The following is a 20,148-nucleotide window of genomic DNA, read 5'->3' on the forward strand; positions in this document are numbered from 1 at the left end:
GCGGCAACTCACTTGTCTTTTGCTTCGCCAAAAGAAAGTAAGCAAAGAAAAGGCGACCCGGCTGGCTGGGGCCCTTCGGGCAACCTGTGCTGACCGGACAAAGCGGGGGTCGAGCTCGAACTCGCCTTCGGCTCAGACAATCGCTCGCCCTGATCCCGCTTGGCCCGGTCAGCACAGGCCCAGCCAGAACGGGGTGGGGGGGGGGAGCGGATTCTGGGTTCGGGCTCAGGCGCTGGTTTTTGGTAAAAACTGCCGCTTGCGCATGAGGGACGGGCGCAAGTGGCTACAAATTCAGTAGCAAATTTCAACGTTCCACTGGCTTCGCGATCAACGGTCGTGGTGGTTTCAGACGCGTTGCGCGAACTCCCGGTGTCTAGAGCTGATGCGCCGATTGCCAGCGCGCAATCCGGAGCAAGCAGGATCAGTTCGCCCGCATTCCCGCCGCCAGTTGCGTGACGTTGTGCCGCATCAGTTGCAGGTAACTTTCCGCCGGGCCGCCCTGGGCCGAAAGCGCATCCACATACAACGCAGGCCCGACGGTCACGCCGGCATCGCGGGCCAGTTGGGCCAGCAGTTTGGGGTTGCTCATGTTTTCGACAAACACGGCCTTGATCTTTTCGCGCTGGATTTGTTTGATGAGCTGGGCCACGTCTTTGGCGCTGGGCTCGGCGTCGGTCGATACGCCCTGGGGCGCCAGAAAGGTGATCTGGTAGTGCGCCGCAAAGTAGCCAAACGCATCGTGGGAGGTGATGACCTTGCGTTTGGCCACGGGAATGGCGGCGAACTGAGCTTGCGTCCAGGTGTCCAGCGCCTGCAGTTCCTTGACGTAGGCGGTGCTGTTGGCCTGATAAATGGCGCTGCCCGCCGGGTCTACCTTGCCCAGTGCGGCGGCGATGTTGCGCACGTACAGCACCACGTTGTCGGGGTTCTGCCAGGCATGGGGGTCTGTTTCGTCGTGGGCATGGCTGCTGGAGTCATGGCCTTTTTCTTCCGGCATGACGCGCGCTTTCACGCCTTGGGACGCCACCAGCGTTGCGCCTTTGTAGCCGCTTGATTTCGCCAGCTTTTGGGCCCACGGCTCAAACCCCAGGCCATTGATGACCAGCAGCCGGGTTTGCACGATAGCGCGGGCGTCTGCCGGCTTGGGGGCGAAGGCGTGGGCGTCTTCATCGGGGCCGACCAGCGTGGTGACGCGAACGCGCTCGCCGCCGACTACGCGCACCAGGTCGCCCAGGATGCTAAAGCTGGCGGTCACGGGCACGGGCAGCGCTGCCGGCAGGGGTTCGGCGGCGTGGGCAGCGCCCGCCAGCAAGGACGCGCTGGCGATGGCGGTCGCCAGAAATTTGCGAAAGATACGGTTCATGGCTTGATCTTTAAAAAAGGAAAGTGAAAAAAGACAGAAAAGTCAAAGCGCAGGCCTTCAGGCCACGCGGTGCGTCGTTCCCAGCACGCGCGGCAGCCAGCCGCCGGGCGCGAACAGCAGCGACAGGGCGTAGAGCGCCCCGGCGCAGGCAATGATGGTCGGCCCCGACGGCGTATCGAGGTGATAGGACAGCAGCAGCCCGGCCGCGCTGGCCAGCATCGCCTGCACGCTGGCATTGACCAGTTGCGCCGGCAGCGTGTCGTGCCAGAGCCGGCTGGACACGGCGGGCAGCATCATCAACCCGACCGCCATCAAGGTGCCCAGGGTCTGAAAACCGGCCACCAGGTTGATGACGACCAGCATCAAAAACCCCTGTTGCCAGAGCCAGCCACGCCGGCCAGCCGCGCCCAGAAACACCGGATCAAAACTCTCCAGCACCAGCCCCCGGTACAGAGCGGCCAGCAGCAGCACGCTGACGCTGGCCACGCCGGCCACCATCAGCAGGCCCTGGCTGTCCACGCCCAGTGCGCTGCCAAACAGGATGTGCAGCAGGTCAAGCTGGGTGCCGTGGCCCGAGATCAGCATCACGCCCAGCGCCAGCGCCACCAGGTAAATCGCGGCCAGGCTGGCGTCTTCCTTGAGGCTGGTAAAGCGCGTGACCAGCCCGGCAATACCGGCCACCAGCATGCCCGCCACCACACCCCCAAAAGCCATTGCCGTGAGCGACAAACCGCTCAGCATGAAGCCAATTGCCACGCCCGGCAGCACCGCATGACTGAGCGCATCGCCCAGCAGACTCATGCGCCGCAGCGTTAAAAAGACACCCAGCGGCGCGGCACTGAGCGACAGCGCCAGCGTGGCGACGAGCGCGCGGCGCATGAAGGCAAATTCGGCAAACGGGGCAAAGGCCGTGTCCCACAGCCATCCGGAAAAGGCCATCATGCGGCTACCTTTTGCACGGCGGGCGCGTCAACGCTGCACAGGCCGGCGTCTTCGTCCCAGGCCTCGGCCATGGCGCGGGCACGGCGCAAATTGGGTTCGGTCAGCACCTCGCGGGTTGCGCCCCAGCCCACCAGTTCGCGCGCCAGCAGCAGGGTTTGCGGAAAATGCTGGCGCACCAGCGCATCGTCGTGCAGCACGGCAATCACGGTGCGTCCTTCTTGATGCCACTGGCGCACCAGCGCCAGCAGGGCGGCGGTGGTTTTGGCATCGACCGCGTTGAAAGGCTCGTCCAGCAGGATCAGCCGGGCGTCTTGCGCCAGCATGCGGGCAAACATCACCCGCTGCATCTGGCCGCTGGACAGACTGCCAATGGTTCGACGTTCAAAGCCTTCCAGCCCCACGGCATGCAGGGCCGCATCAATCTTGCCCTGCATCGCCTGCGTAACGCCGCCCCACGCGCCGGCGCTTCCCCAGCAGCCCAGCAACACGCAGTCGCGCACACTGATGGGAAAGCTGCGGTCGATTTCAGCCACTTGCGGCAGGTAGGCGATGCGCTCGCGCGGCAGCGATACGGTCAGCGCACCGCCGGAACGGCCGCCTTCGATGGGCAGCAGGCCGACGATGCTTTTGAGCAGCGTGCTTTTGCCCGAGCCGTTCGGGCCGGCCACGGCGGTCAGCGAGCCGGGCGCAAAGCTGCCGGTGATGTGGTGCAAGGCCGGGTGCTGTCGGTAGCTGACCGTGAGGTTGTGCAGCGCCACCACGGGGCTGGCGCTCACCACGGCGCGACTTCCAGTTGCGCCCAAGCCACCGCCAGCCACAGCAGCGCCAGAGCAGGCAATACGGCAAGCACACGCAGCCACGCCGGCCAGGCCAGCACGCTGAAAGGGCGAGACTTCAAAGGAGAGTGGGCGTGAGGAGGCAGTGACATGAAAATTGATTTTGCAGCGAAGGGGTGCCGATGAAAAGACTGGATCAGGCGTAATAATGCAACCTGATTGCGGTATAGTCTAATGCAACTTAATTGCGTTATTATTCGTTTTATTGAAAATTTCATCAATTCCCAAAAAAATCATGGCCTCAGTTCCCCCCATCGACCTTCCAGGCTTGAGCGCCGCAGACCCGATTGACGCATTGCTGTCTGCGCACGGACTGCGCCGCACCAGCGCGGCGCGGCGGGTGCTGGGCTGGCTGCTGGCGCATCCCGACACCAGTTACACCCACGCCCAGTTGCAGACGGCCCTGGCCGGTGAAAGCGATGCTGCCGGCGGCGTGATGCTTGACCGGGTCACGCTGTACCGGCTGATTGACCGGCTGACGCAGGTGGGTCTGTTGCTGTGCCGGGTGGATGTCCAGCGCGTGCGCCGTTACCAGGCCATGCCGACCAGCGTGCATGCCATTCCGCACTTTGAGTGCCAGAGCTGCCACCGCGACAGTCCTCTGTCTGACGCGTTGAAAGCCAATGCCGACGATCTGGAGCGGGCCGCGCAAACGGCGCTGCAGGCGCTCCAGGCGCTGGGTTATCAGGGCATGCGCATGGACGTTGCCGTGCGCGGCGTGTGCGCAGATTGCGCCACGGGCAGCCCGCTTGAGGCCCAAAGCGCGGTTGAGTGAGCTGAACCCGGTTTTTTCCGGAGATTCAATTTAAAAAGCCCTCAGGTGCTTATGCACCGTGCGCAAGCTGCTATGAAAAAAATAGCTGATTTCATTGCGTTGACTTTTGCAGTCAACATCCTGGCTTCAACCCAGCAGCGGCTGTTTTTGGGCCACCATCATTTTTTTGGGCTGAACGCTGGCAGCAGGTTTTAACTGCCGTGCGGGGGCGGGCGGGCACGCTGCGCCGGGAGGGGTTGCATTGCCCGACGGGTGGGCGTTCATTTTCCTCAGGGTAATCCAGCATAAAAAGAGTTGCATCGTGCGCTGCGGGGTCGCAAAGTCATCGCGGTTAAACTCCCCGCAGTTACAAAACCGTCATATTTTTGACTTATTTTCTGAGGATTCCGCATGCTGTTCAGCAAGCTGTTGCCGCGCGATGGCAATTTTTTCGAGATGTTCGACCAGCATGCCAACCAGATTGTCGAAGCCGCGCATGCGTTTTCCAAGATGGTGGCCAATTACGGCGATGTCGAAAAGCGCAACGCCCATCACCACGAAGTCGATGAAGCCGAGCGCGCCGCTGACCGCATCACGCATGAAGTCAGCCGGGCCTTGCACAAGACGTTCATCACGCCGATTGACCGCGACCAGATTCACCAGCTGATCAACACCATGGACGACGTGGCCGACCTGATTCAGGATTCAGCCGAAACCATGGCGCTGTACGACGTGCGCCACATGACGGCAGATATCTTGCAGCTGACTGATTTGAGCGTCAGATGCTGCGAGCGGCTCAAGGACGCGGTCGCCTTGATCGGCAAAGTACGTGATGCCGCGACCGCCGAAGCCACGCTCAAGACCTGCGCGGAAATCGACAAACTCGAATCCGACGCAGACCATGTCATGCGCGCGGCCATGAGCCGGTTGTTTCGCGAAGAGCCCGATGTGCGCGAACTCATCAAGCTCAAGGCGGTCTACGAGTTGCTGGAAACCATTACCGACCGGTGTGAGGACGCGGCCAACCTGATCGAGGGCATCGTCCTCGAAAATTCCTGAACTCCGGCGACTGAACCGAACTCCCCATGCAAACTGCACAGACCGCCCTCTGGGTCGTGGCCCTACTGGTCTTCATGGCCATCGCCTTTGACTTCATGAACGGCTTTCACGATGCCGCCAACTCCATCGCCACGGTGGTTTCCACCGGCGTTCTCAAACCGGGCCATGCGGTCGTGTTTGCCGCCGCTTTCAACCTGCTGGCGCTGTTCATCTTTCACTTGAGCGTGGCCGCTACGGTCGGAAAGGGGATTGTGGAGCCGGGGGTGGTCGACACGCATGTCGTGTTTGGCGCGCTCATGGGCGCGATTACCTGGAATCTGGTGACTTGGTATTACGGCATTCCCAGCAGCTCCTCGCATGCGCTGATTGGCGGCATCGTGGGCGCCGTGATTTCCAAAGCCGGCACCAGCGCGCTGATTTCGGGCGGCCTGATCAAGACGGTGGCCTTCATCTTCATCTCGCCGCTGCTGGGCTTTGTGCTCGGCTCGCTGATGATGGTGGCGGTGTCGTGGATTTTCCTGCGCGCCACGCCTTCCAAGGTAGACCGCTGGTTTCGCCGCCTGCAACTGGTTTCGGCCGGTGCCTACAGTTTGGGCCACGGCGGCAACGATGCGCAAAAAACCATCGGCATCATCTGGATGCTGTTGATTGCCACCGGCTACACCTCGGCCAGCGACGCCTTGCCGCCGACCTGGACCATCGTGAGTTGCTACACGGCGATTGCCGCTGGCACCATGTTTGGCGGCTGGCGCATCGTCAAGACGATGGGCCAAAAGATCACCAAGCTCAAGCCGGTGGGCGGTTTCTGTGCGGAAACCGGCGGTGCCATCACGCTGTTCATTGCCACGATGCTGGGCATTCCGGTGTCAACCACCCACACCATTACCGGCGCTATTGTTGGCGTGGGCGCAACGCGGCGTGCCTCGGCGGTGCGTTGGGGTGTGGCGGGCACGATTGTCTGGGCCTGGATTTTCACCATTCCCGCGTCGGCTTTGGTGGCTGCAGTGGCTTATTGGGTGAGCCTGCAGTTGTTTTGAAGGGCGGCGGGGTCTGCCCGCCAGCTCGCCGTATAACCAGTTTTTTTGATCAAGCCGCCGCTTTTTAGCCAGCGGTTTTTTTTTGCGCAAACTGCTTGCAGGCCGGCGCGCTGTCTGGCCGGCTACGTCGCTACCGTGTAATTGAGCGTCATGCGTCCGCCATCGACCACCACGATTTCGCCGGTGATGTAACTGGCCGCATCGCTGGCGAGGTAAGCCACGGTGTCGGCAATCTCGGCCGGATCGCCCAGTCGTTTCATGGGCGTGCGGCTCAGGATTCTGGCCTTGGCGTCTTCGCTGGTCAGCACGGCTTTGGCTGCCAGTTCGGTCGCAATGGTTCCGGGAGCGACGGCATTGACCCGGATTCCCTTGTCGGCCAATGCCAGTGCCATCACCCGCGTCAGCTGGTTGATGCCGCCTTTGCTGACGTTGTAGCTGGCAATCGTGGGAATGGCCAGCACACCGTTGACCGAACTCATATTGACAATGCTGCCTTTGCCGGCTTGGGCCATTTCACGCGCAACCGCCTGGCCCATCAGGAACGAACCTTTCAGATTGGTGCGCAAGACGGCATCGAAATCGGCCTCCAGCATGTCCAGAAAATCGGCTGCCCTGAAAATTCCGGCATTGTTCACCAGCACGTCAATCCGGCCATAAGCGGCCATGACTTGCGCCACCAGTGCATCAACCTGCGCCTTGTCGCCCACATCGCAATGCACATACAAGCCGCCCAGTTCCTGCGCAAGGGCGGTGCCGCGCGCGTCGTCAATATCGGCCACGACCACCTGCGCACCTTCGCGTGCAAAGCGGCGAATGCAGGCCTCGCCAATGCCTTGCGCACCGCCGGTGACGATGCAAACACGGCTGGAAAGTCCGAAATTGATGGGGGAGGTGGGGGTGTTCATCGGCTGATGGTAGCTGCGTTTGCAGCCGCGCAGGGCAGGGCTCTCAGCGCTTGCCTTGCGCAACCCGGTTTGTGGGCGAGCTGGCGACGGCATCTGCGCGCTTGCGCAACAACGCCGCACCTGTGCAAGCGGCATGCACACACAGCAGACGGCCGAAAATTGTATTTATTTACAAAAAAAGGCCGCTTGTGCAGGCTGAGCGGGCGCTGGCAGCTATCAAAATAATAGCTGCCAGCACTTGTCCAGATTGATGTTTTCTGGCTGCAAGCCGCCGGCTTACTGCTCTGCGCCGGAGGCTCTGGACACGTAATAGGCCAGCGCGTCGATTTGCGCTTCTGACAAGGTCGCCTTGTACGACGGCATGGCACCCAGGCCGTCGCGCAGCGCCTTGCTCACACGCGCGGCGTTGGGCTTGAGGTCGTCGAACACCGGCCCGACTGCCCCTTCGCTGCCCGCATCTTTCAGCGTGTGGCACAGGGCGCAGGCCGGCACGGCGCTGCTGGTGAAGAGCTTTTTGCCCAGCGCCATCTTGTCGGCGTCCTCGGCGGCGCTGGCCGGCAGGCTGACCAGTGCGGCCACCAGCAGCAGGCCTTGCGACAGCCAGAGGCGCGCAGGGCGGGCTGCAAATGTTGAAAGTACGGTAGTTGTGTTCATTGAATCGCCTTGCCTGGAAAGTTTGAAAAGTCGCGACATTATGAAAAACATCACGCCACGCTGACTTTGACCGCGTGGTCGAGCCAGCTGGTGTTGTTGTAGCCGCTGACGTTTTCGCCGCGTGTCTCGGGCTGCACATTGCCAGCCATGTCGGTGGCGCGGCTGGTGACGACGTAGTTGCCGCGTGCAAAGTGCGCCGGCAGCACAAACTGGCGCCAGGCGTATTTGCCCAGGTCGGGACCGACCAGGCGCGCTTGTTGCCAGGTTTTGCCGCCGTCAATCGACACCTCCACGCCCTTGACGGCATGCATGCCGCCAAAAGCCACGCCGTTGATCTGCATCCAGCCTTCGCGGTAGCCTGCGTGGTCGGGGCTGGGCGAATTGACCCAGGACTTGACTGACATTTCCTGCACCGATGGCTGGCTCGGGTCGGGTTTCTCGCCGGGAGGCGTGAGGCGGTAGCCGTGCGCCATGATGCGGGCATCGCTCTCCTGCGCGGTGAAGGCCAGTTGCTTGACGTACTTGATGCTGTTGACGCCGGTAAAACCCGGAACGATCAGGCGCAGCGGGCCGCCGTGGGCCAGCGGAATCGGCGCGCCGTTCATCTCCCAGGCCAGCAGCGCATCCTGCATGGCGCTAGCGGGCACCGAGCGTTCGACGATGATGCTTTTCGGGTCGAGCCCGGCGGGCAGTTTCTCGCCGCCAGTGCTGGTCATGTAGTTCATGCCCGGGCTGACGCCGCCCAGCGCCTGCACCACGGCACGCACCGGCACACCGCTCCAGACCACGCAGCCGGCTGCGCCCACCGTCCATCCGGTGCCGCTGGGCTTGGTGGGGAAAAATCCCCGGCCGTTGCCCGAGCATTGCAGCACCATGGCCACGGTCTCCAGGCCCAGGGTCTTGAGGTCGGCCACGGTCAGCGTACGGGGACGCTGCACGCCGCCGAGTGTCAGGACCCAGGCGTCGCGGTCGGCCACGATGGAGGCGTCAGGCGTGGGCAGGTTGTTGCGCAGATACAGCTGGTCGGACGGCGTGATGACACTGGTGCCGAAGGCGCTGCGCTTGGTCTCGATGGTGGTGCCGCTGTGAACGATGACGCTGTCGAGGTCTTTCCAGTCAAGCCCGGCAGGCAGTGGCTTGGCGGCAGCTGGCGCGGCCGCCTGCGCCATGGCGCCGTGGCTCCAGGAAGCCAGGCCGGCGGCGGCCAGCGCGGTGGCGCTGCGCGTCAGCAGGTGGCGGCGGGGCAAAGAATTGGGGGTGTCGATCATGGGTGTCTCCGTGGGTTGTTGAAAGGCATCGAAAAAAACAGGTTGCTGAAAAACTCAAGGGCCAGCTGTGCCGGGCGTGTTGGCCGTCTGGCCTGCCGGCTTGCCAAACTGGTTGTCGGCCACGGCCAGCGCATTTTTCTTTTGCGCCACCATCACCAGCGGCCGGCCCTGGCGCGAGTCAATGACTTGCCAGTACACGTCGTTCCACCAGCCGCTGCTGGCCTTGAGCGCTACCGGCTGGTCAAAGGCAAACACGGTGACCATGCCGCCTTTTTCAATGAACGTGGTCAGGTGGTAGGCCAGCTGGCCGTCGATCTGGCAGGGCCGCATCAGCTGCGGATAGCCGGGCACCGGCTGCTGCTGGCTTAACCCCAGATGCGCCAGCAGCTGGCTGGTTGGCATGAAGTTGCCGCGCAGTGTGCGCTCGTAATACTCGTGCGTGATGGCATCACGCACCAGCGCGGGCGGGCGCATCGCAAACACCGCGCCAACGCCAGTGGCCGCCAGCAGCAGCGCCGCCAGGCCGCGCTGAAAACCGCGCCGCGACAGCAGCGGCGTGTGCCTGAAGAGATGCGCCGGCGGCTGGCTGGGGTCAAAAGCCAGCGCCAGTTCGGCGCGGGCGCGCAGGTCAAAGGCGCTGTCTTGCAGGGGCTCAAAGTCCATCATTCACATCTTTCTGAACTGGCGCACGCTGGAGGCTGTTGCGGCGGTGGGCCCAGGCTTCTGTGCGGGCACATCGAATACCGCCTTCAGTGCCTCGCGGGCGCGCGACAGGCGTGACAGCACCGTGCCCGGCGCAATGTCCAGCGCTTCGGCCATTTGCGCCGTCGTCATGTCGTCAAAGTAAAACAGCACCAGCACCTCGCGGTGAATCGGCGCGATGCGGCCCAAGGCCTGCACCACGTCAAGCTGGTTGTCCAGCTGCTGTGCGCTGGCGTGTGGCTCGGCGGCGAACTCGCCATAGTTTTCATCCAGCCGCTGCGTGCCCGGCACCACATGGCGCAGCACATGCCGGCGCATGATGCGAAACAGCCAGGCGCGTGCCAGTTCGGGCTGGCGCATTTGGCGGCGGTATTTCCAGGCGCTGGTAAAGCAGTCTTGCACCACGTCCTCGGCAATGGCGCGCGAGCCCGTCAGGCCCCAGGCGCTGCGCAGCAAAAAGCGGTAGTGCTCGCGCACCCATTGGTTGTACCGGGACTCGGCCGTCTGGATCATGTGTACAAGAGCGCCGGCAACAGCGCTTTATTCCCTCGGTTTCAAGTCGTTTGATCAGGGTTTTCCCCTGGGTGTGCCTCAGCCAGCGGGCTGAAAAACCTGGGCTAGCGTCATGAACGCCTCCAGCGCGGCGGTCGGCTGCTTGTCGCGGTGAACCACCAGATAGCACTGGCGCAGCATGCGTGGCAGCGTGGTGTTGACCTGGCTGAGTCGGGCGCTGGCCAGCAGGTCGGCCACCACCAGCCGTGACAGGCAGGCCGCGCCCAGGCCTTCAGCAGCCGCATGCTTGATAGCTTCGGAGCTGCCCAGCTCGATGCTGCGCCGGTAAGCGTGCAAGTGCGGCAGCAGCAGCTGGTCGGTGACTTCGCGCGTGCCCGAACCCGCCTCGCGCAGCAGCCACAGCGCGCCACGCAGCGCCTGGAGCGGCACGCGGGCGTTTTCATCCGTGCCAGCGCCCTGCATCAGCCCGGCCAGTTCACGGCGCGGGCTGGCCACGATCACCAGTTCGTCCTGCAGCCACGGCGTGACTGCCAGCGCCGGCTGGTTGCTTGGCCTTCGATCAGGCCAATGTCCAGCTCAAAGGCGGCGACGGCATCGCAAATCGCTTCGGTGTTGCCGATACTGACGCGCGAGCGCCAGGCGCTGGCGCTGTCGGCCCGGCTGGCTGCCAGAAACTGCCCGAGCAAGGCGGGCAGCACATAGTTGCCAATCGTGGTGCTGGCGCCTATGCGCAGCGACTGCGTTTGCGCGCTGGCATCGCGCGCCATGTGCTCAATGTCTGCCGCGCCGTCGAGCAGCGCCAGTGCACGCGGCAGCAGGGCGCGGCCATTGTCATTGAGTAGCAGGCGCTTGCCAGCACGGTCAAACAGCCGCAGCGACAGCAAGCGCTCCAGCTCGTTGACGGCAGAGCTGGTGGCCGACTGCGACAGCGCAATGTCTGCGCTGGCCGCCGTGGTGCTGCCGCTGCGCGCCACGGCAGCAAAAATCTGCAACTGGCGCAGTGTGAGTCGGAGCACGTCCAAGTCAAAACCTCTTGATGGTTATTTATAGCGATTAAATCGGTAAATCTTAATGAAACTAACCGTTGGACGGGTTGAACGAGATTGCCTAAAGTTGACGTCAACCCTGTTTGATTCACGTCTCCCGAAGAAAGCTGCCATGCGCACCCCCCGTCATCCCCTGGCCAGCCAGACCCACCCTGACAGCCACGCCTCGCTTCCCGAGCCGTCCTGGCTGCAACGCATGTTGCCCGGCCTGGCGCTGAGCGCGGCGCTGGCTGCTGCCGCCGTTGCGCTCGGCCGCATCGGCTGGCTGCAAAACCACGGCCTGAGCGCGCTGACGCTGGCCATCGTGCTCGGCATGCTGGTCGGCAACACGGTGTACCCGCGCTTTGCCAACGTCAGCGGGCCAGGCGTGAATTTTTCAAAACAATCGTTGCTGCGTCTGGGCGTGGTGCTGTATGGCCTGCGCCTGACGGTGCAGGACGTTGGCCAGGTCGGGCTGGCCGGCGTGGTAATTGACGCGCTGGTGCTGGGCTCGACCTTTGCGCTGGCCTGCTGGGTCGGCACGCGCTGGCTGGGCATGGACCGCAAGACCGTCATGCTGATAGGCGCGGGCAGCTCGATTTTTGGTGCGGCGGCGGTGATGGCGGCCGAGCCAGTCGTCAAGGGCCGCGCCGAGCAGGTGACGGTGGCCGTGGCGACAGTAGTGATTTTTGGCACGCTGGCCATTTTTTTGTATCCCGTGTTGTTCGAACTGAACCAGCACTTCCACCTCATTGGTGGCGGCGCACGGGGCTTTGGCGTTTATGCCGGCTCGACCATTCACGAGGTGGCGCAGGTGGTGGCCGCCGCGCGCTCGATTGGCACGGAAGCCGCCGACACGGCAGTGATTGCCAAGATGGTGCGCGTGATGATGCTGGCACCGTTTCTCATCATGCTGTCGGCCTGGCTGGCACGCGACGAGGCGCGCTCGGCGGCCCGGTCAGGGTACGCCAGCGCTGCACCGCACACGTCAGACCCGTCGCAAAAGACCCAGCTGGCGATTCCCGGCTTTGCCATCGGCTTTGTCGCCGTGGTGTTGTTCAACTCGCTGCATTTACTGCCCGCCAAGGTGCTGCCCGTGATGGCCGACATCGACACGGCGCTGCTGGCGATGGCGATGGCGGCACTGGGTTTGTCCACGCACCTGTCGGCGATTCGCAAGGCCGGCTTCAAGCCGATCCTGCTGGCGCTGATTTTGTTTTTCTGGCTGGTGGTGGGCGGCGGGTTGATCAACCGCTGGGTGCCGATGCTGCTGGCCGGTTGATCGGCTGAACCCGGCGAGTGACCTAAAAAAGTATAAAAGAGCCTGCTTGTGCTTGTGGCATGGGCGCTGGCAGCTATTTAAATAGGAGCGGTGGTGTTTTTTTGCTTCACGCATCCGCAAATCAGCGCAGCCCGGTTCCCACAAAGCTTCGTTGAGCTGGACGGGTCGGGGAATGGTTTTTCGGGTGCTGTTGAAAACGGCGCGCGTGATAAATGGTGACGCGCCAGAGGCGATTTCAGGGCATTGAAGCGCGCTACCTGCTGGCTGCAGCAGATGCTGAAATTCATTTTCGCTCTGTTTTTAATAGCTGGAGTCGCCCGTCAATCGTGCGCCAGCGGCATTAATCATGCAAATTGTGGCATTACGCCTGTAATTCACCGGACAGCAAGACATGACAGCCGGGAGTCGCCGCCTGCAACGCCTTCACCAAGGCGCAAGCCACTTGCCCGGCATCGACCGGGCGGTAATTGGCCGGGATCAACGGAATAAGCCATCTGAAGGCATGCAACGCCCATTCTTCGGCCACGCGGCGGGGCTGATGCAACGAAGCCCGGTCACCCGTGAGCAGCGACGGGCGGGCGATGACGACGGTGTCAAACCCGAGCGCGCAAACTTGCGCTTCCATTTCGCCCTTCACGCGGTTGTAGAAAACCCGTGACTGGCGGTCGGCCCCCATCGCGCTGATGACGCCGAGCCGGCTGGCTCCGGCGCTGCGTGCGGCACGCGCCAAAGCCACAACGGCATCCAGATCCAGCGCCCGGAAAGCCTGCTGGCTGCCGGCCACCTTGATCGTCGTGCCGAGTGCGATGAATACATCATCCACCGGCGGAGCCACGAATTTTCCGAACGAATCGGTGAGATGAACCCGAAGTTTCGGGTCTTGCTGAGCGGGTGCGCGGCGGCCCACGCAGTGAACCGCCGAATAGGGCTTATCGGCCAGTAAACGAGCCAGGACCGCCCGACCGACGAGGCCCGTTGCTCCGGCCACCAGGGCCACCCGCGCCGCCGCCGCCACCGGAGCGGTTGCCGCCACGGAAGTTGTTGCGGTTGCCGGTGGGTTGACCGGAAGAGGGGAAGCCGGATGAGGCATGGCTGGCAGGCTGCTGGTTGTCAAAGTCGTTGTTGCGCGGCTGGCTGTCATGCTGGCGTGGGGGCTGCGCATGCGCGTTCCTTGGCTGGCTGAAAGAAGGCTGGCCGCCTTGCGTGTAGCCCGCATTCTGGCGTGGCTGGGCCGGTGCGCGGCGCTCGTTGCCGCCTCCGTTGCCGCCGAAACCGCCCCCATTGCCGCTGCGTCCAGCGCCTGCGCTGTTGCCAGCCGGAGCGCGGGGGGCGCGTCCGGCAGGGCCGGCGTTGCCGCCGCGTGCAGGCTGTGCGCCTTTGGTGTCGCGGATGCGCGTCATCATTTCAGACCGGGCTGCCTTGGCGGCAGCTTGCATCACGTCGCGGCTTGGGGGTTTGCCCAGACCGCCCCAGATGGTTTGGCGGCCCATCGCCAGCGGCTCGGCTTTTTCGCCCGGCTCGGGCTCAAAGCCCGGAACCATGACTTTTTCAATGTTTTGCTTGGTGAAGCGCTCGATGTCCTGCATGAAGCCTTCTTCGTCCAGGCACACCAGGCTGACGGCTTCGCCGCTGTTGCCGGCGCGGCCGGTGCGGCCGATGCGGTGAACATAGTCTTCGCTGACGTTCGGGATTTCGTAGTTCACGACATGTGGCAACTCGTCAATGTCAATGCCGCGAGCGGCAATGTCGGTGGCCACCAGTGCGCGGATGTTGCCATCCTTGAAGCCTTGCAACGCCTGCGTGCGGGCCGTCTGGCTCTTGTTGCCGTGCAGCGCCATGGCGGGAATACCGGCCTTGGTCAGGTGCTCGGCAACGTTATTGGCACCAAACTTGGTGCGGGTGAACACCAGCACCTGGCTCCAGTTGTGCTCGTTGATGATGTGCGTCAGCAGCGCTTTTTTCTTGCTGCGGCCGACCGGGTGGATGGTCTGCGTGATGCGCTGCACGGTGGTGTTGCGCGGCGTGACCTGGATGGACACCGGGTTGCGCAGCAAGCTGTTGGTCAGTTCGCGGATTTCGTCGCTGAAGGTGGCGGAAAACAGCAGCGTCTGCTTCTGCTTGGGCACCAGCGCCAGCACTTTCTTGATGTCGTGGATGAAACCCATGTCCAGCATGCGGTCGGCTTCATCAAGCACCAGAATCTGCACCTGGCTCAGGTCCAGCGTGCCCTGGCCCGCATGGTCGAGCAGGCGGCCGGGGGTGGCCACCAGAATGTCCACGCCACGGCGCAGTTTTTCAATTTGCGCGCCCATGCCGACACCGCCGAACATCACCATTGAGGTGAGGTCGAGGTATTTGCCGTAGGTGCGAACGCTTTCTTCGACCTGCGCGGCCAGCTCGCGCGTTGGCGTCATGATCAGTGCGCGAACAGCGTTGACGCCGCGCCGGTTGGTCAGGCGGGGCTCGCTTGACAGGCGCTGCAGCATCGGCAGGGTGAAGGCTGCGGTCTTGCCAGTGCCGGTTTGGGCGCCGCCCAACAGGTCACTGCCGGCAAGCACGGCAGGAATCGCCTGTGCCTGAATCGGCGTTGGGGTGTCATAGCCCTGCTCAAGCACGGCCTTCAGTAGGGCCGGAGCCAGATTCAATTCTTCAAATGTCATGGTGTTGCGCCGCTGAGGCGCTATAGATCGGCCTGCTGGGCGCCTTGGTTTGAAGGCAACCCGCCAGTCATAGGCAGATGGGATCAAAAAGTTGGGCTAGAGCATCACAGTGTGCCTGGTGAAACCAGTGGCTGGATGTGCCCAAATATTGAGGGCAACTGGAGCCCTGCAACCTGCGTATTGTGTCATGGAACGATAATCAGTGGATTCACGTCACTCAGCGGCCGTTGCGTTGTCGGCCTGGCGTGTGGATTTGGCCCGCAAGCAAACTGCAAAATCTGCCCGCAGAGGCCCTGCAAACCGATTGCGTTGCATTGCGTTGTTTTTCCTTTTTTTATCAAAGAGATCTGATGGCTCAGTACGTATTCACCATGAACAAGGTCGGCAAAATCGTGCCGCCCAAACGACAAATTCTCAAGGACGTGTCCTTGAGCTTTTTCCCGGGCGCCAAGATTGGCGTGCTGGGCGTCAACGGCTCAGGCAAATCTACCCTGCTGAAAATCATGGCCGGGCTGGACAAGGAAATCGAAGGCGAAGCCACCCCCATGCCGGGCCTGAACATTGGCTACCTGCCGCAAGAACCCAAGCTCGACCCCGAACACACGGTGCGTGAAAGCGTTGAAGCCGGCATGGGCGCGGTGTTTGCCGCCAAAGCCCTGCTGGAAGCGGTGTACACGGCTTACGGTGAACCCGATGCCGACTTTGATGCGCTGGCCACCGAGCAAGCCCGGCTTGAAGCCATCATTGCCACCGCAGGCACCGACTCCGAGCACCAGCTGGAAATTGCTGCCGACGCACTGCGCCTGCCGCCGTGGGACGCCAAGATTGGTGTGTTGTCGGGTGGCGAGAAGCGCCGCGTGGCCTTGTGCAGCATGCTGCTGTCCAAGCCCGACATGCTGTTGCTCGACGAGCCCACCAACCACCTGGATGCTGAATCGGTGGACTGGCTGGAGCAATTTTTGCAGCGCTACCCCGGCACTGTCGTCGCCATCACCCACGACCGCTACTTCTTGGACAACGCCGCCGAATGGATTCTGGAACTCGACCGTGGCCACGGCATTCCCTGGAAGGGCAACTACAGCTCCTGGTTGAGCCAGAAGGGCGACCGCCTCGCTTTGGAGCAAAAAGGCGAAGAAGCCAGAGCCAAGGCCCTGAAGAAAGAACTCGAATGGTCGCGCCAGAACCCCAAGGCGCGTCAGGCCAAGAGCAAGTCCCGGCTGGCACGCTTTGAGGAGCTGTCCGATTTTGAATACCAGAAACGCGTTGAAACCAACGAGATTTTCATTCCCGTGGCCGAGCGCCTGGGTCATCAGGTGATTGAGTTTCATAACGTCACCAAGTCGTTTGGCGACCGCGTACTGATCGACAACCTGAGTTTCACTATTCCGGCGGGCGCTATCGTCGGCATCATCGGCCCCAACGGCGCGGGTAAATCGACATTGTTCAAGCTGATCGCCGGCAAGGAGCAACCTGACAGCGGCGAGGTCGTGATTGGCTCCACCGTGCGCATGGCCTTTGTGGACCAGAACCGGGATGATCTGGCGAATGAAAAGACGGTCTGGGAAGACATCTCGGGCGGCCTTGACATCCTCAACGTCGGCAAGTTCCAGATGCCCAGCCGCGCGTATGCCGGCCGTTTCAACTTCAATGGCGGCGATCAGCAAAAGCGCGTCGGCACACTGTCCGGCGGTGAGCGCGGGCGCTTGCACCTGGCCAAAACCCTGATTGCCGGCGGCAATGTGTTGATGCTCGATGAGCCGTCAAACGACCTGGACGTGGAAACCCTGCGTGCGCTGGAAGATGCGCTGCTTGAATTTGCCGGCTCCATCATGGTCATCAGCCATGACCGCTGGTTCCTGGACCGCATTGCCACCCACATCCTGGCCGCCGAAGGCGACAGCCAGTGGACTTTCTTTGACGGCAACTACCAGGAATATGAAGCCGACAAGAAACGCCGTCTGGGCGAAGAGGGCGCCAAGCCCAAGCGCATGCGCTTCAAAGCGCTGCATTAATGCTGCCACGGACGCGCACCGCGTGCAGCTTTGCGCCCCGCAAGGGGCTGGCTTCGCCTGTGGCCCGGCGAAGCTGGTTTTTCGGCCCCTGTTTGAATGAGGTGCTTTTCGCACCCTGGCCTTACGCGTGGAGAATTTCATGACCGACGAACAAGTTCTGTCTGCAACGCGCCTGTGGCTTGAAAAAGCCGTGATCGGCCTCAACCTGTGCCCGTTCGCCAAGGCGGTATATGTCAAAAACCAGGTTCGCCTGGTGGTGAGTCAGGCGCGCCATGCTGACGATCTGCTGGAAGAGCTCGACCGCGAGCTTGACTTGCTGGTCAGCACGCCGGCTGATCAAATTGACACGACGCTGCTGATTCATCCGACACTTTTCGATGATTTTCTGGATTTCAATGATTTTCTGGAGGTGGCAGAAGGCGTACTGGACGAGCATGAACTGGAGGGCGTGGTGCAGCTGGCCAGCTTTCATCCGAAGTTCCAGTTTGATGGAACCGAGCCAGATGACATCACCAACTACACCAACCGCGCGCCATTTGCTACGCTGCATTTGTTGCGCGAAGAAAGCATTGATCGCGCGGTGCAGGTTTTCCCTGAAGCAGAAACCATATTTGAAGAAAATATCAGGACGCTGGAAAAGCTGGGCCATTCAGGCTGGCAGGCCCTGGGGCTTGGTTCTCTGGGCCCCTGAGGATAGCGGCATTATTTTCGGCTAAAGAAATGGATCAATTGTCATGACGACTGCATTGCAAGTTCCTGGTGCCGCCTTCCAGTCATGTATTGACGAGGCGGTCAAGCGGGCGCCTTTCCTGATTGATCGTTGGTCTACCCGTTTGGTAGAGGCCATTTATGCGCGGTCAATGACCGTGCCTGAGCCGACAGAAAGGCATCAGCTTCAAAACGTCATCATGGGGTTGAAAAAGAACCGCTTGCTCATGGAGACCACCTTTCCGGTCGAATTGAAAAAATCCATTGCTGACGATTTTTCAGCCGGCTCTGCCCAAAAGACGCTCAGCTCAGCCGGATCGCTGTCATCCGTCAGCTTTGATGAGCTCGAGCTGATGCAAGACGACCAGGTTCAGGAGGCCGTGGAACGTGCGCGGGTGCAGCAGGTCATCCGTCTGGGCTGTGAAGCGGGTCTGGCCAGTTTTACCGCGCGTCTGAGCACTGCACGGGGGTTTTTGGTGGTCAAGGCAGACAGCAACCCGCTGCGCCCTGAAATCATGACCCAGGCCTTGCTCCGCACGCTCCAGACGCTTCCTGTGTCAAGCCAGACGCGGACCGCCTGGCTGGTCGATGGCGCCAAGCTCATGGGCGAAGAATTGCAGTTGATGTATGTGCAACTGAACGAGTTTCTTGCTGCTCAAGGCATGGCGCCGGCTGCTTATGGCGTGAGTTCCATGCTTGAGACCAAAAGCATGCCGGGTTTTTCGGCATCTAACGATCATTCTGGCAATCCCCGTTTCGAGCCTGAGTCTGGCAGGGCGCAAGACGGCGTGCCTTCGGCCAGTCGCAAGCAACTGCTCACGCTTGACCATCTGCATCGGTTGTTGACGGGCGACTACGACAATTCACACCCTGAGCATTCCTCCAGTTCAGGGTACGAATTGGAAGAAGTCTCTCATCCGGAGTTCTCGCACACGCTGCCTTTCGCGCTTGACGTGCTGCCTGAACTGGAAGAAAAAGCGCGTACTGCAAAAGGCGCCAGATTTGGCCAACTCGCGCCTGCGCCTTCGCTGGCCGAATTGCGGGCTCACCTCAAGACGGACGCAAAAAGCCCGGGCCAGTCACTGGCTATTGAAGTGGTCAGCATGATGATCGAGCAGATGGCCCAGGATGAACGGCTGCTCCTGCCAGTCAGGCAGGTCATTGCCGGCGCCGAACCTGCCTTTTTGCGGCTGGCCGTGACCGACCCCCGGTTTTTCAGCGATAAAACTCATCCGGCCAGAAGGCTGCTTGACACCATCACCAGCACCAGCCTGGGTTATGCCAGCGAAAGCGCGCCCGGCTTTCAGGAGTTCATGCAAAGTCTGCAGGAAGTTGCCCACTTGCTGGCGGAAGAGCATGCCAGCGACGCGCAGCATTTTTCCGAGTTGCTGCGAAATTTTGAACGCAAGCAACGCCGCAACACGCCCGAGAATCGTCAGGCACAGCGCCGTGCCGTGCAGGCGCTTGTCCAGGCCGAAGAGCGCAATCTGCTGGCGATAAAGATAGCCGCTGAAATCAGGGTGCGCCCTGATTTTGTAGACCGCCATCCGCTCATCACAGGCTTTCTTGTCGGCCCTTGGGCGCAGGTCATGGCCAAGGAACGACTGCAAAAGAAATTCGTTGGTGCTGTTTCAGCGCAACCCGTTTACAGCCAGATGCTGGAAGACCTGTTCTGGAGCCTTGACGTTGCGCCGTCTACCGAGCAGCGCAGGCAGCTTGTCAAGGTTATTCCGGAAATGCTCAAGTTGCTGCGTGAGGGGCTGGAGTCGATTGACTATCCGCTTGAGCAGTCGCGCGGGTTTTTCGATGCGCTCATGGTGGTCCATCAGGCCAGCCTCAAGCCGCCCTCCGAATTGCCCGCTGCACCCTCCGGCAGCATTCATTCGATGCAAAAAATGTTTGAGTCCGAGGATGATGCCGAAGGTGCGCCGCTTTGGCTGGCGCCCAAAGAGGTTGAGCATTCCGGCTTCATGGATGATTGGGCCGACTCGCTGCCTGCCGAACCTGAGTCTGCACCGCAGCCCGCCCTACCGAAGAGCAAGAGCTATCCTGCGAGCTCTGCCGTGCCCGGATCTGGCGCCTCTGTCCGTTTGCATGTCGGCGATTGGGTCGAATTGCTGGTGGATATGCAGTGGGTGCGCGCCCAGCTGACATGGGTCAGTCCGCATGACACGCTGTTCATGTTTGACAGCGAAGGCGGGCGCAAGCATTCGATGACTTGCCGTGTCCTGAATCATCTGCTGGAGCTGGAGCTGGTCAAGGTGGTCAGCCAGCAAGGGGTTCTTGACGGTGCGCTGGACAGCGTTGCCCGTACCGCCATGCGTAACAGCGTGGAAGGCGAAGGTAATGGGGAGCGTAATGGGTCAGTCAAGGCCGATCCCAATGGGGCCGGTTTACGTTGATGACAGCTTGTCCGGTCGTTTTCGGA

18 protein-coding genes and 1 pseudogene are annotated in these 20,148 nt (G+C 61.8%); 7 read left to right on the top strand and 12 right to left on the bottom strand.

Annotated elements, in window-relative coordinates:
* Positions 1-421 precede the first annotated feature (421 nt).
* From RCH06_RS07890 to RCH06_RS07905, 4 genes are read right to left on the bottom strand one after another with little or no spacing between them, the layout of a single operon-like run.
* Positions 422-1,363 (bottom strand): metal ABC transporter substrate-binding protein, encoded by a 942-nt coding sequence (locus tag RCH06_RS07890; protein ID WP_327080905.1) that lies wholly within the window; start codon positions 1,361-1,363, stop codon positions 422-424.
* Between the two features lie 57 nt (positions 1,364-1,420).
* Positions 1,421-2,305: a metal ABC transporter permease gene (locus RCH06_RS07895; protein ID WP_327080906.1), complete on the bottom strand. Its 885-nt coding sequence runs from the start codon at positions 2,303-2,305 to the stop codon at positions 1,421-1,423.
* Positions 2,302-3,084, bottom strand: a complete 783-nt coding sequence (locus RCH06_RS07900; RefSeq protein ID WP_327080907.1) for a metal ABC transporter ATP-binding protein — start codon at positions 3,082-3,084, stop codon at positions 2,302-2,304. Before RCH06_RS07900 ends, RCH06_RS07895 begins: the two co-directional genes overlap by 4 nt.
* Positions 3,078-3,203, bottom strand: coding sequence for a hypothetical protein (locus RCH06_RS07905; RefSeq protein WP_327080908.1), 126 nt, complete (start codon positions 3,201-3,203; stop codon positions 3,078-3,080). Before RCH06_RS07905 ends, RCH06_RS07900 begins: the two co-directional genes overlap by 7 nt.
* Before the next feature lie 173 nt (positions 3,204-3,376).
* Here RCH06_RS07905 and RCH06_RS07910 point away from each other — a divergent pair, with 173 nt between their 5' ends.
* The 3 genes from RCH06_RS07910 (at position 3,377) to RCH06_RS07920 (ending at position 5,991) form a co-directional block, all read left to right on the top strand.
* The gene (locus RCH06_RS07910) at positions 3,377-3,916 is read left to right on the top strand and encodes a Fur family transcriptional regulator (RefSeq protein WP_327080909.1); all 540 of its coding nucleotides are present in this window, start codon (positions 3,377-3,379) and stop codon (positions 3,914-3,916) included.
* Between the two features lie 390 nt (positions 3,917-4,306).
* Positions 4,307-4,954 carry a DUF47 domain-containing protein gene (locus RCH06_RS07915; RefSeq protein WP_327080910.1) on the top strand — a complete coding sequence of 216 codons (648 nt, stop codon included), beginning with the start codon at positions 4,307-4,309 and terminating at the stop codon, positions 4,952-4,954.
* 26 nt (positions 4,955-4,980) lie between these two features.
* Positions 4,981-5,991: an inorganic phosphate transporter gene (locus RCH06_RS07920; protein WP_327080911.1), complete on the top strand. Its 1,011-nt coding sequence runs from the start codon at positions 4,981-4,983 to the stop codon at positions 5,989-5,991.
* 122 nt (positions 5,992-6,113) lie between these two features.
* Here the strand turns inward: RCH06_RS07920 and RCH06_RS07925 are convergent, their stop codons facing one another.
* The 6 genes and pseudogenes from RCH06_RS07925 to RCH06_RS17885 all read right to left on the bottom strand — a co-directional run bounded on the left by RCH06_RS07925 (position 6,114) and on the right by RCH06_RS17885 (position 11,049).
* Positions 6,114-6,896: an SDR family NAD(P)-dependent oxidoreductase gene (locus RCH06_RS07925; protein ID WP_327080912.1), complete on the bottom strand. Its 783-nt coding sequence runs from the start codon at positions 6,894-6,896 to the stop codon at positions 6,114-6,116.
* A 276-nt stretch (positions 6,897-7,172) separates the two neighbouring features.
* Positions 7,173-7,550, bottom strand: coding sequence for a SorU family sulfite dehydrogenase c-type cytochrome subunit (gene sorU, locus RCH06_RS07930; RefSeq protein ID WP_327080913.1), 378 nt, complete (start codon positions 7,548-7,550; stop codon positions 7,173-7,175).
* Positions 7,551-7,600: 50 nt separating this feature from the next.
* Positions 7,601-8,818: a SorT family sulfite dehydrogenase catalytic subunit gene (sorT, locus tag RCH06_RS07935; protein ID WP_327080914.1), complete on the bottom strand. Its 1,218-nt coding sequence runs from the start codon at positions 8,816-8,818 to the stop codon at positions 7,601-7,603.
* A gap of 54 nt (positions 8,819-8,872) precedes the next feature.
* A complete protein-coding gene (locus tag RCH06_RS07940; RefSeq protein WP_327080915.1) occupies positions 8,873-9,481 on the bottom strand; it encodes a hypothetical protein in 609 nt (202 codons plus the stop codon).
* 3 nt (positions 9,482-9,484) lie between these two features.
* Positions 9,485-10,033: an RNA polymerase sigma factor gene (locus RCH06_RS07945; protein WP_327080916.1), complete on the bottom strand. Its 549-nt coding sequence runs from the start codon at positions 10,031-10,033 to the stop codon at positions 9,485-9,487.
* 78 nt (positions 10,034-10,111) lie between these two features.
* A pseudogene (locus tag RCH06_RS17885) lies at positions 10,112-11,049 on the bottom strand (LysR family transcriptional regulator).
* Between the two features lie 226 nt (positions 11,050-11,275).
* On the opposite strand from RCH06_RS17885, the gene RCH06_RS07960 reads away from it, so the two are divergent.
* Complete coding sequence (locus RCH06_RS07960; RefSeq protein ID WP_327081065.1) at positions 11,276-12,340, top strand: YeiH family protein; 1,065 nt, start codon at positions 11,276-11,278, stop codon at positions 12,338-12,340.
* 361 nt (positions 12,341-12,701) lie between these two features.
* Here the strand turns inward: RCH06_RS07960 and RCH06_RS07965 are convergent, their stop codons facing one another.
* The gene (locus tag RCH06_RS07965; protein ID WP_327080918.1) at positions 12,702-13,373 is read right to left on the bottom strand and encodes an NAD(P)H-binding protein; all 672 of its coding nucleotides are present in this window, start codon (positions 13,371-13,373) and stop codon (positions 12,702-12,704) included.
* Entirely contained in the window at positions 13,270-15,000 is a 1,731-nt protein-coding gene (locus RCH06_RS07970) for a DEAD/DEAH box helicase (protein WP_327080919.1), read from the bottom strand. The genes RCH06_RS07965 and RCH06_RS07970 overlap by 104 nt, the downstream gene beginning before the upstream one ends.
* A gap of 350 nt (positions 15,001-15,350) precedes the next feature.
* On the opposite strand from RCH06_RS07970, the gene ettA reads away from it, so the two are divergent.
* From ettA to RCH06_RS07985, 3 genes are all read left to right on the top strand, one after another.
* Positions 15,351-17,012 carry an energy-dependent translational throttle protein EttA gene (gene ettA / locus RCH06_RS07975; RefSeq protein WP_327080920.1) on the top strand — a complete coding sequence of 554 codons (1,662 nt, stop codon included), beginning with the start codon at positions 15,351-15,353 and terminating at the stop codon, positions 17,010-17,012.
* A 139-nt stretch (positions 17,013-17,151) separates the two neighbouring features.
* Entirely contained in the window at positions 17,152-17,703 is a 552-nt protein-coding gene (locus tag RCH06_RS07980; RefSeq protein WP_327080921.1) for a DUF1415 domain-containing protein, read from the top strand.
* 43 nt (positions 17,704-17,746) lie between these two features.
* Positions 17,747-20,122 (top strand): DUF1631 family protein, encoded by a 2,376-nt coding sequence (locus tag RCH06_RS07985; RefSeq protein WP_327080922.1) that lies wholly within the window; start codon positions 17,747-17,749, stop codon positions 20,120-20,122.
* Positions 20,123-20,148: the final 26 nt, after the last annotated feature.

It is taken from the genome of Polaromonas sp. CG_9.5, from assembly GCF_035984465.1.
Lineage (GTDB): Bacteria > Pseudomonadota > Gammaproteobacteria > Burkholderiales > Burkholderiaceae_C > Polaromonas.

Excerpts from the sequence above, each read along its gene's own strand:
- RCH06_RS07925 (WP_327080912.1), bottom strand. The coding sequence starts at position 6,896 with ATGAACACCCCCACCTCCCCCATCAATTTCGGACTTTCCAGCCGTGTT.
- RCH06_RS07915 (WP_327080910.1), top strand. The coding sequence starts at position 4,307 with ATGCTGTTCAGCAAGCTGTTGCCGCGCGATGGCAATTTTTTCGAGATG.
- RCH06_RS07970 (WP_327080919.1), bottom strand. The coding sequence starts at position 15,000 with ATGACATTTGAAGAATTGAATCTGGCTCCGGCCCTACTGAAGGCCGTG.
- RCH06_RS07960 (WP_327081065.1), top strand. The coding sequence starts at position 11,276 with ATGTTGCCCGGCCTGGCGCTGAGCGCGGCGCTGGCTGCTGCCGCCGTT.
- ettA (WP_327080920.1), top strand. The coding sequence starts at position 15,351 with ATGGCTCAGTACGTATTCACCATGAACAAGGTCGGCAAAATCGTGCCG.
- RCH06_RS07985 (WP_327080922.1), top strand. The coding sequence starts at position 17,747 with ATGACGACTGCATTGCAAGTTCCTGGTGCCGCCTTCCAGTCATGTATT.
- RCH06_RS07980 (WP_327080921.1), top strand. The coding sequence starts at position 17,152 with ATGACCGACGAACAAGTTCTGTCTGCAACGCGCCTGTGGCTTGAAAAA.
- RCH06_RS07945 (WP_327080916.1), bottom strand. The coding sequence starts at position 10,033 with ATGATCCAGACGGCCGAGTCCCGGTACAACCAATGGGTGCGCGAGCAC.
- RCH06_RS07920 (WP_327080911.1), top strand. The coding sequence starts at position 4,981 with ATGCAAACTGCACAGACCGCCCTCTGGGTCGTGGCCCTACTGGTCTTC.
- sorT (WP_327080914.1), bottom strand. The coding sequence starts at position 8,818 with ATGATCGACACCCCCAATTCTTTGCCCCGCCGCCACCTGCTGACGCGC.
- RCH06_RS07895 (WP_327080906.1), bottom strand. The coding sequence starts at position 2,305 with ATGATGGCCTTTTCCGGATGGCTGTGGGACACGGCCTTTGCCCCGTTT.
- RCH06_RS07910 (WP_327080909.1), top strand. The coding sequence starts at position 3,377 with ATGGCCTCAGTTCCCCCCATCGACCTTCCAGGCTTGAGCGCCGCAGAC.
- RCH06_RS07940 (WP_327080915.1), bottom strand. The coding sequence starts at position 9,481 with ATGGACTTTGAGCCCCTGCAAGACAGCGCCTTTGACCTGCGCGCCCGC.
- RCH06_RS07890 (WP_327080905.1), bottom strand. The coding sequence starts at position 1,363 with ATGAACCGTATCTTTCGCAAATTTCTGGCGACCGCCATCGCCAGCGCG.
- sorU (WP_327080913.1), bottom strand. The coding sequence starts at position 7,550 with ATGAACACAACTACCGTACTTTCAACATTTGCAGCCCGCCCTGCGCGC.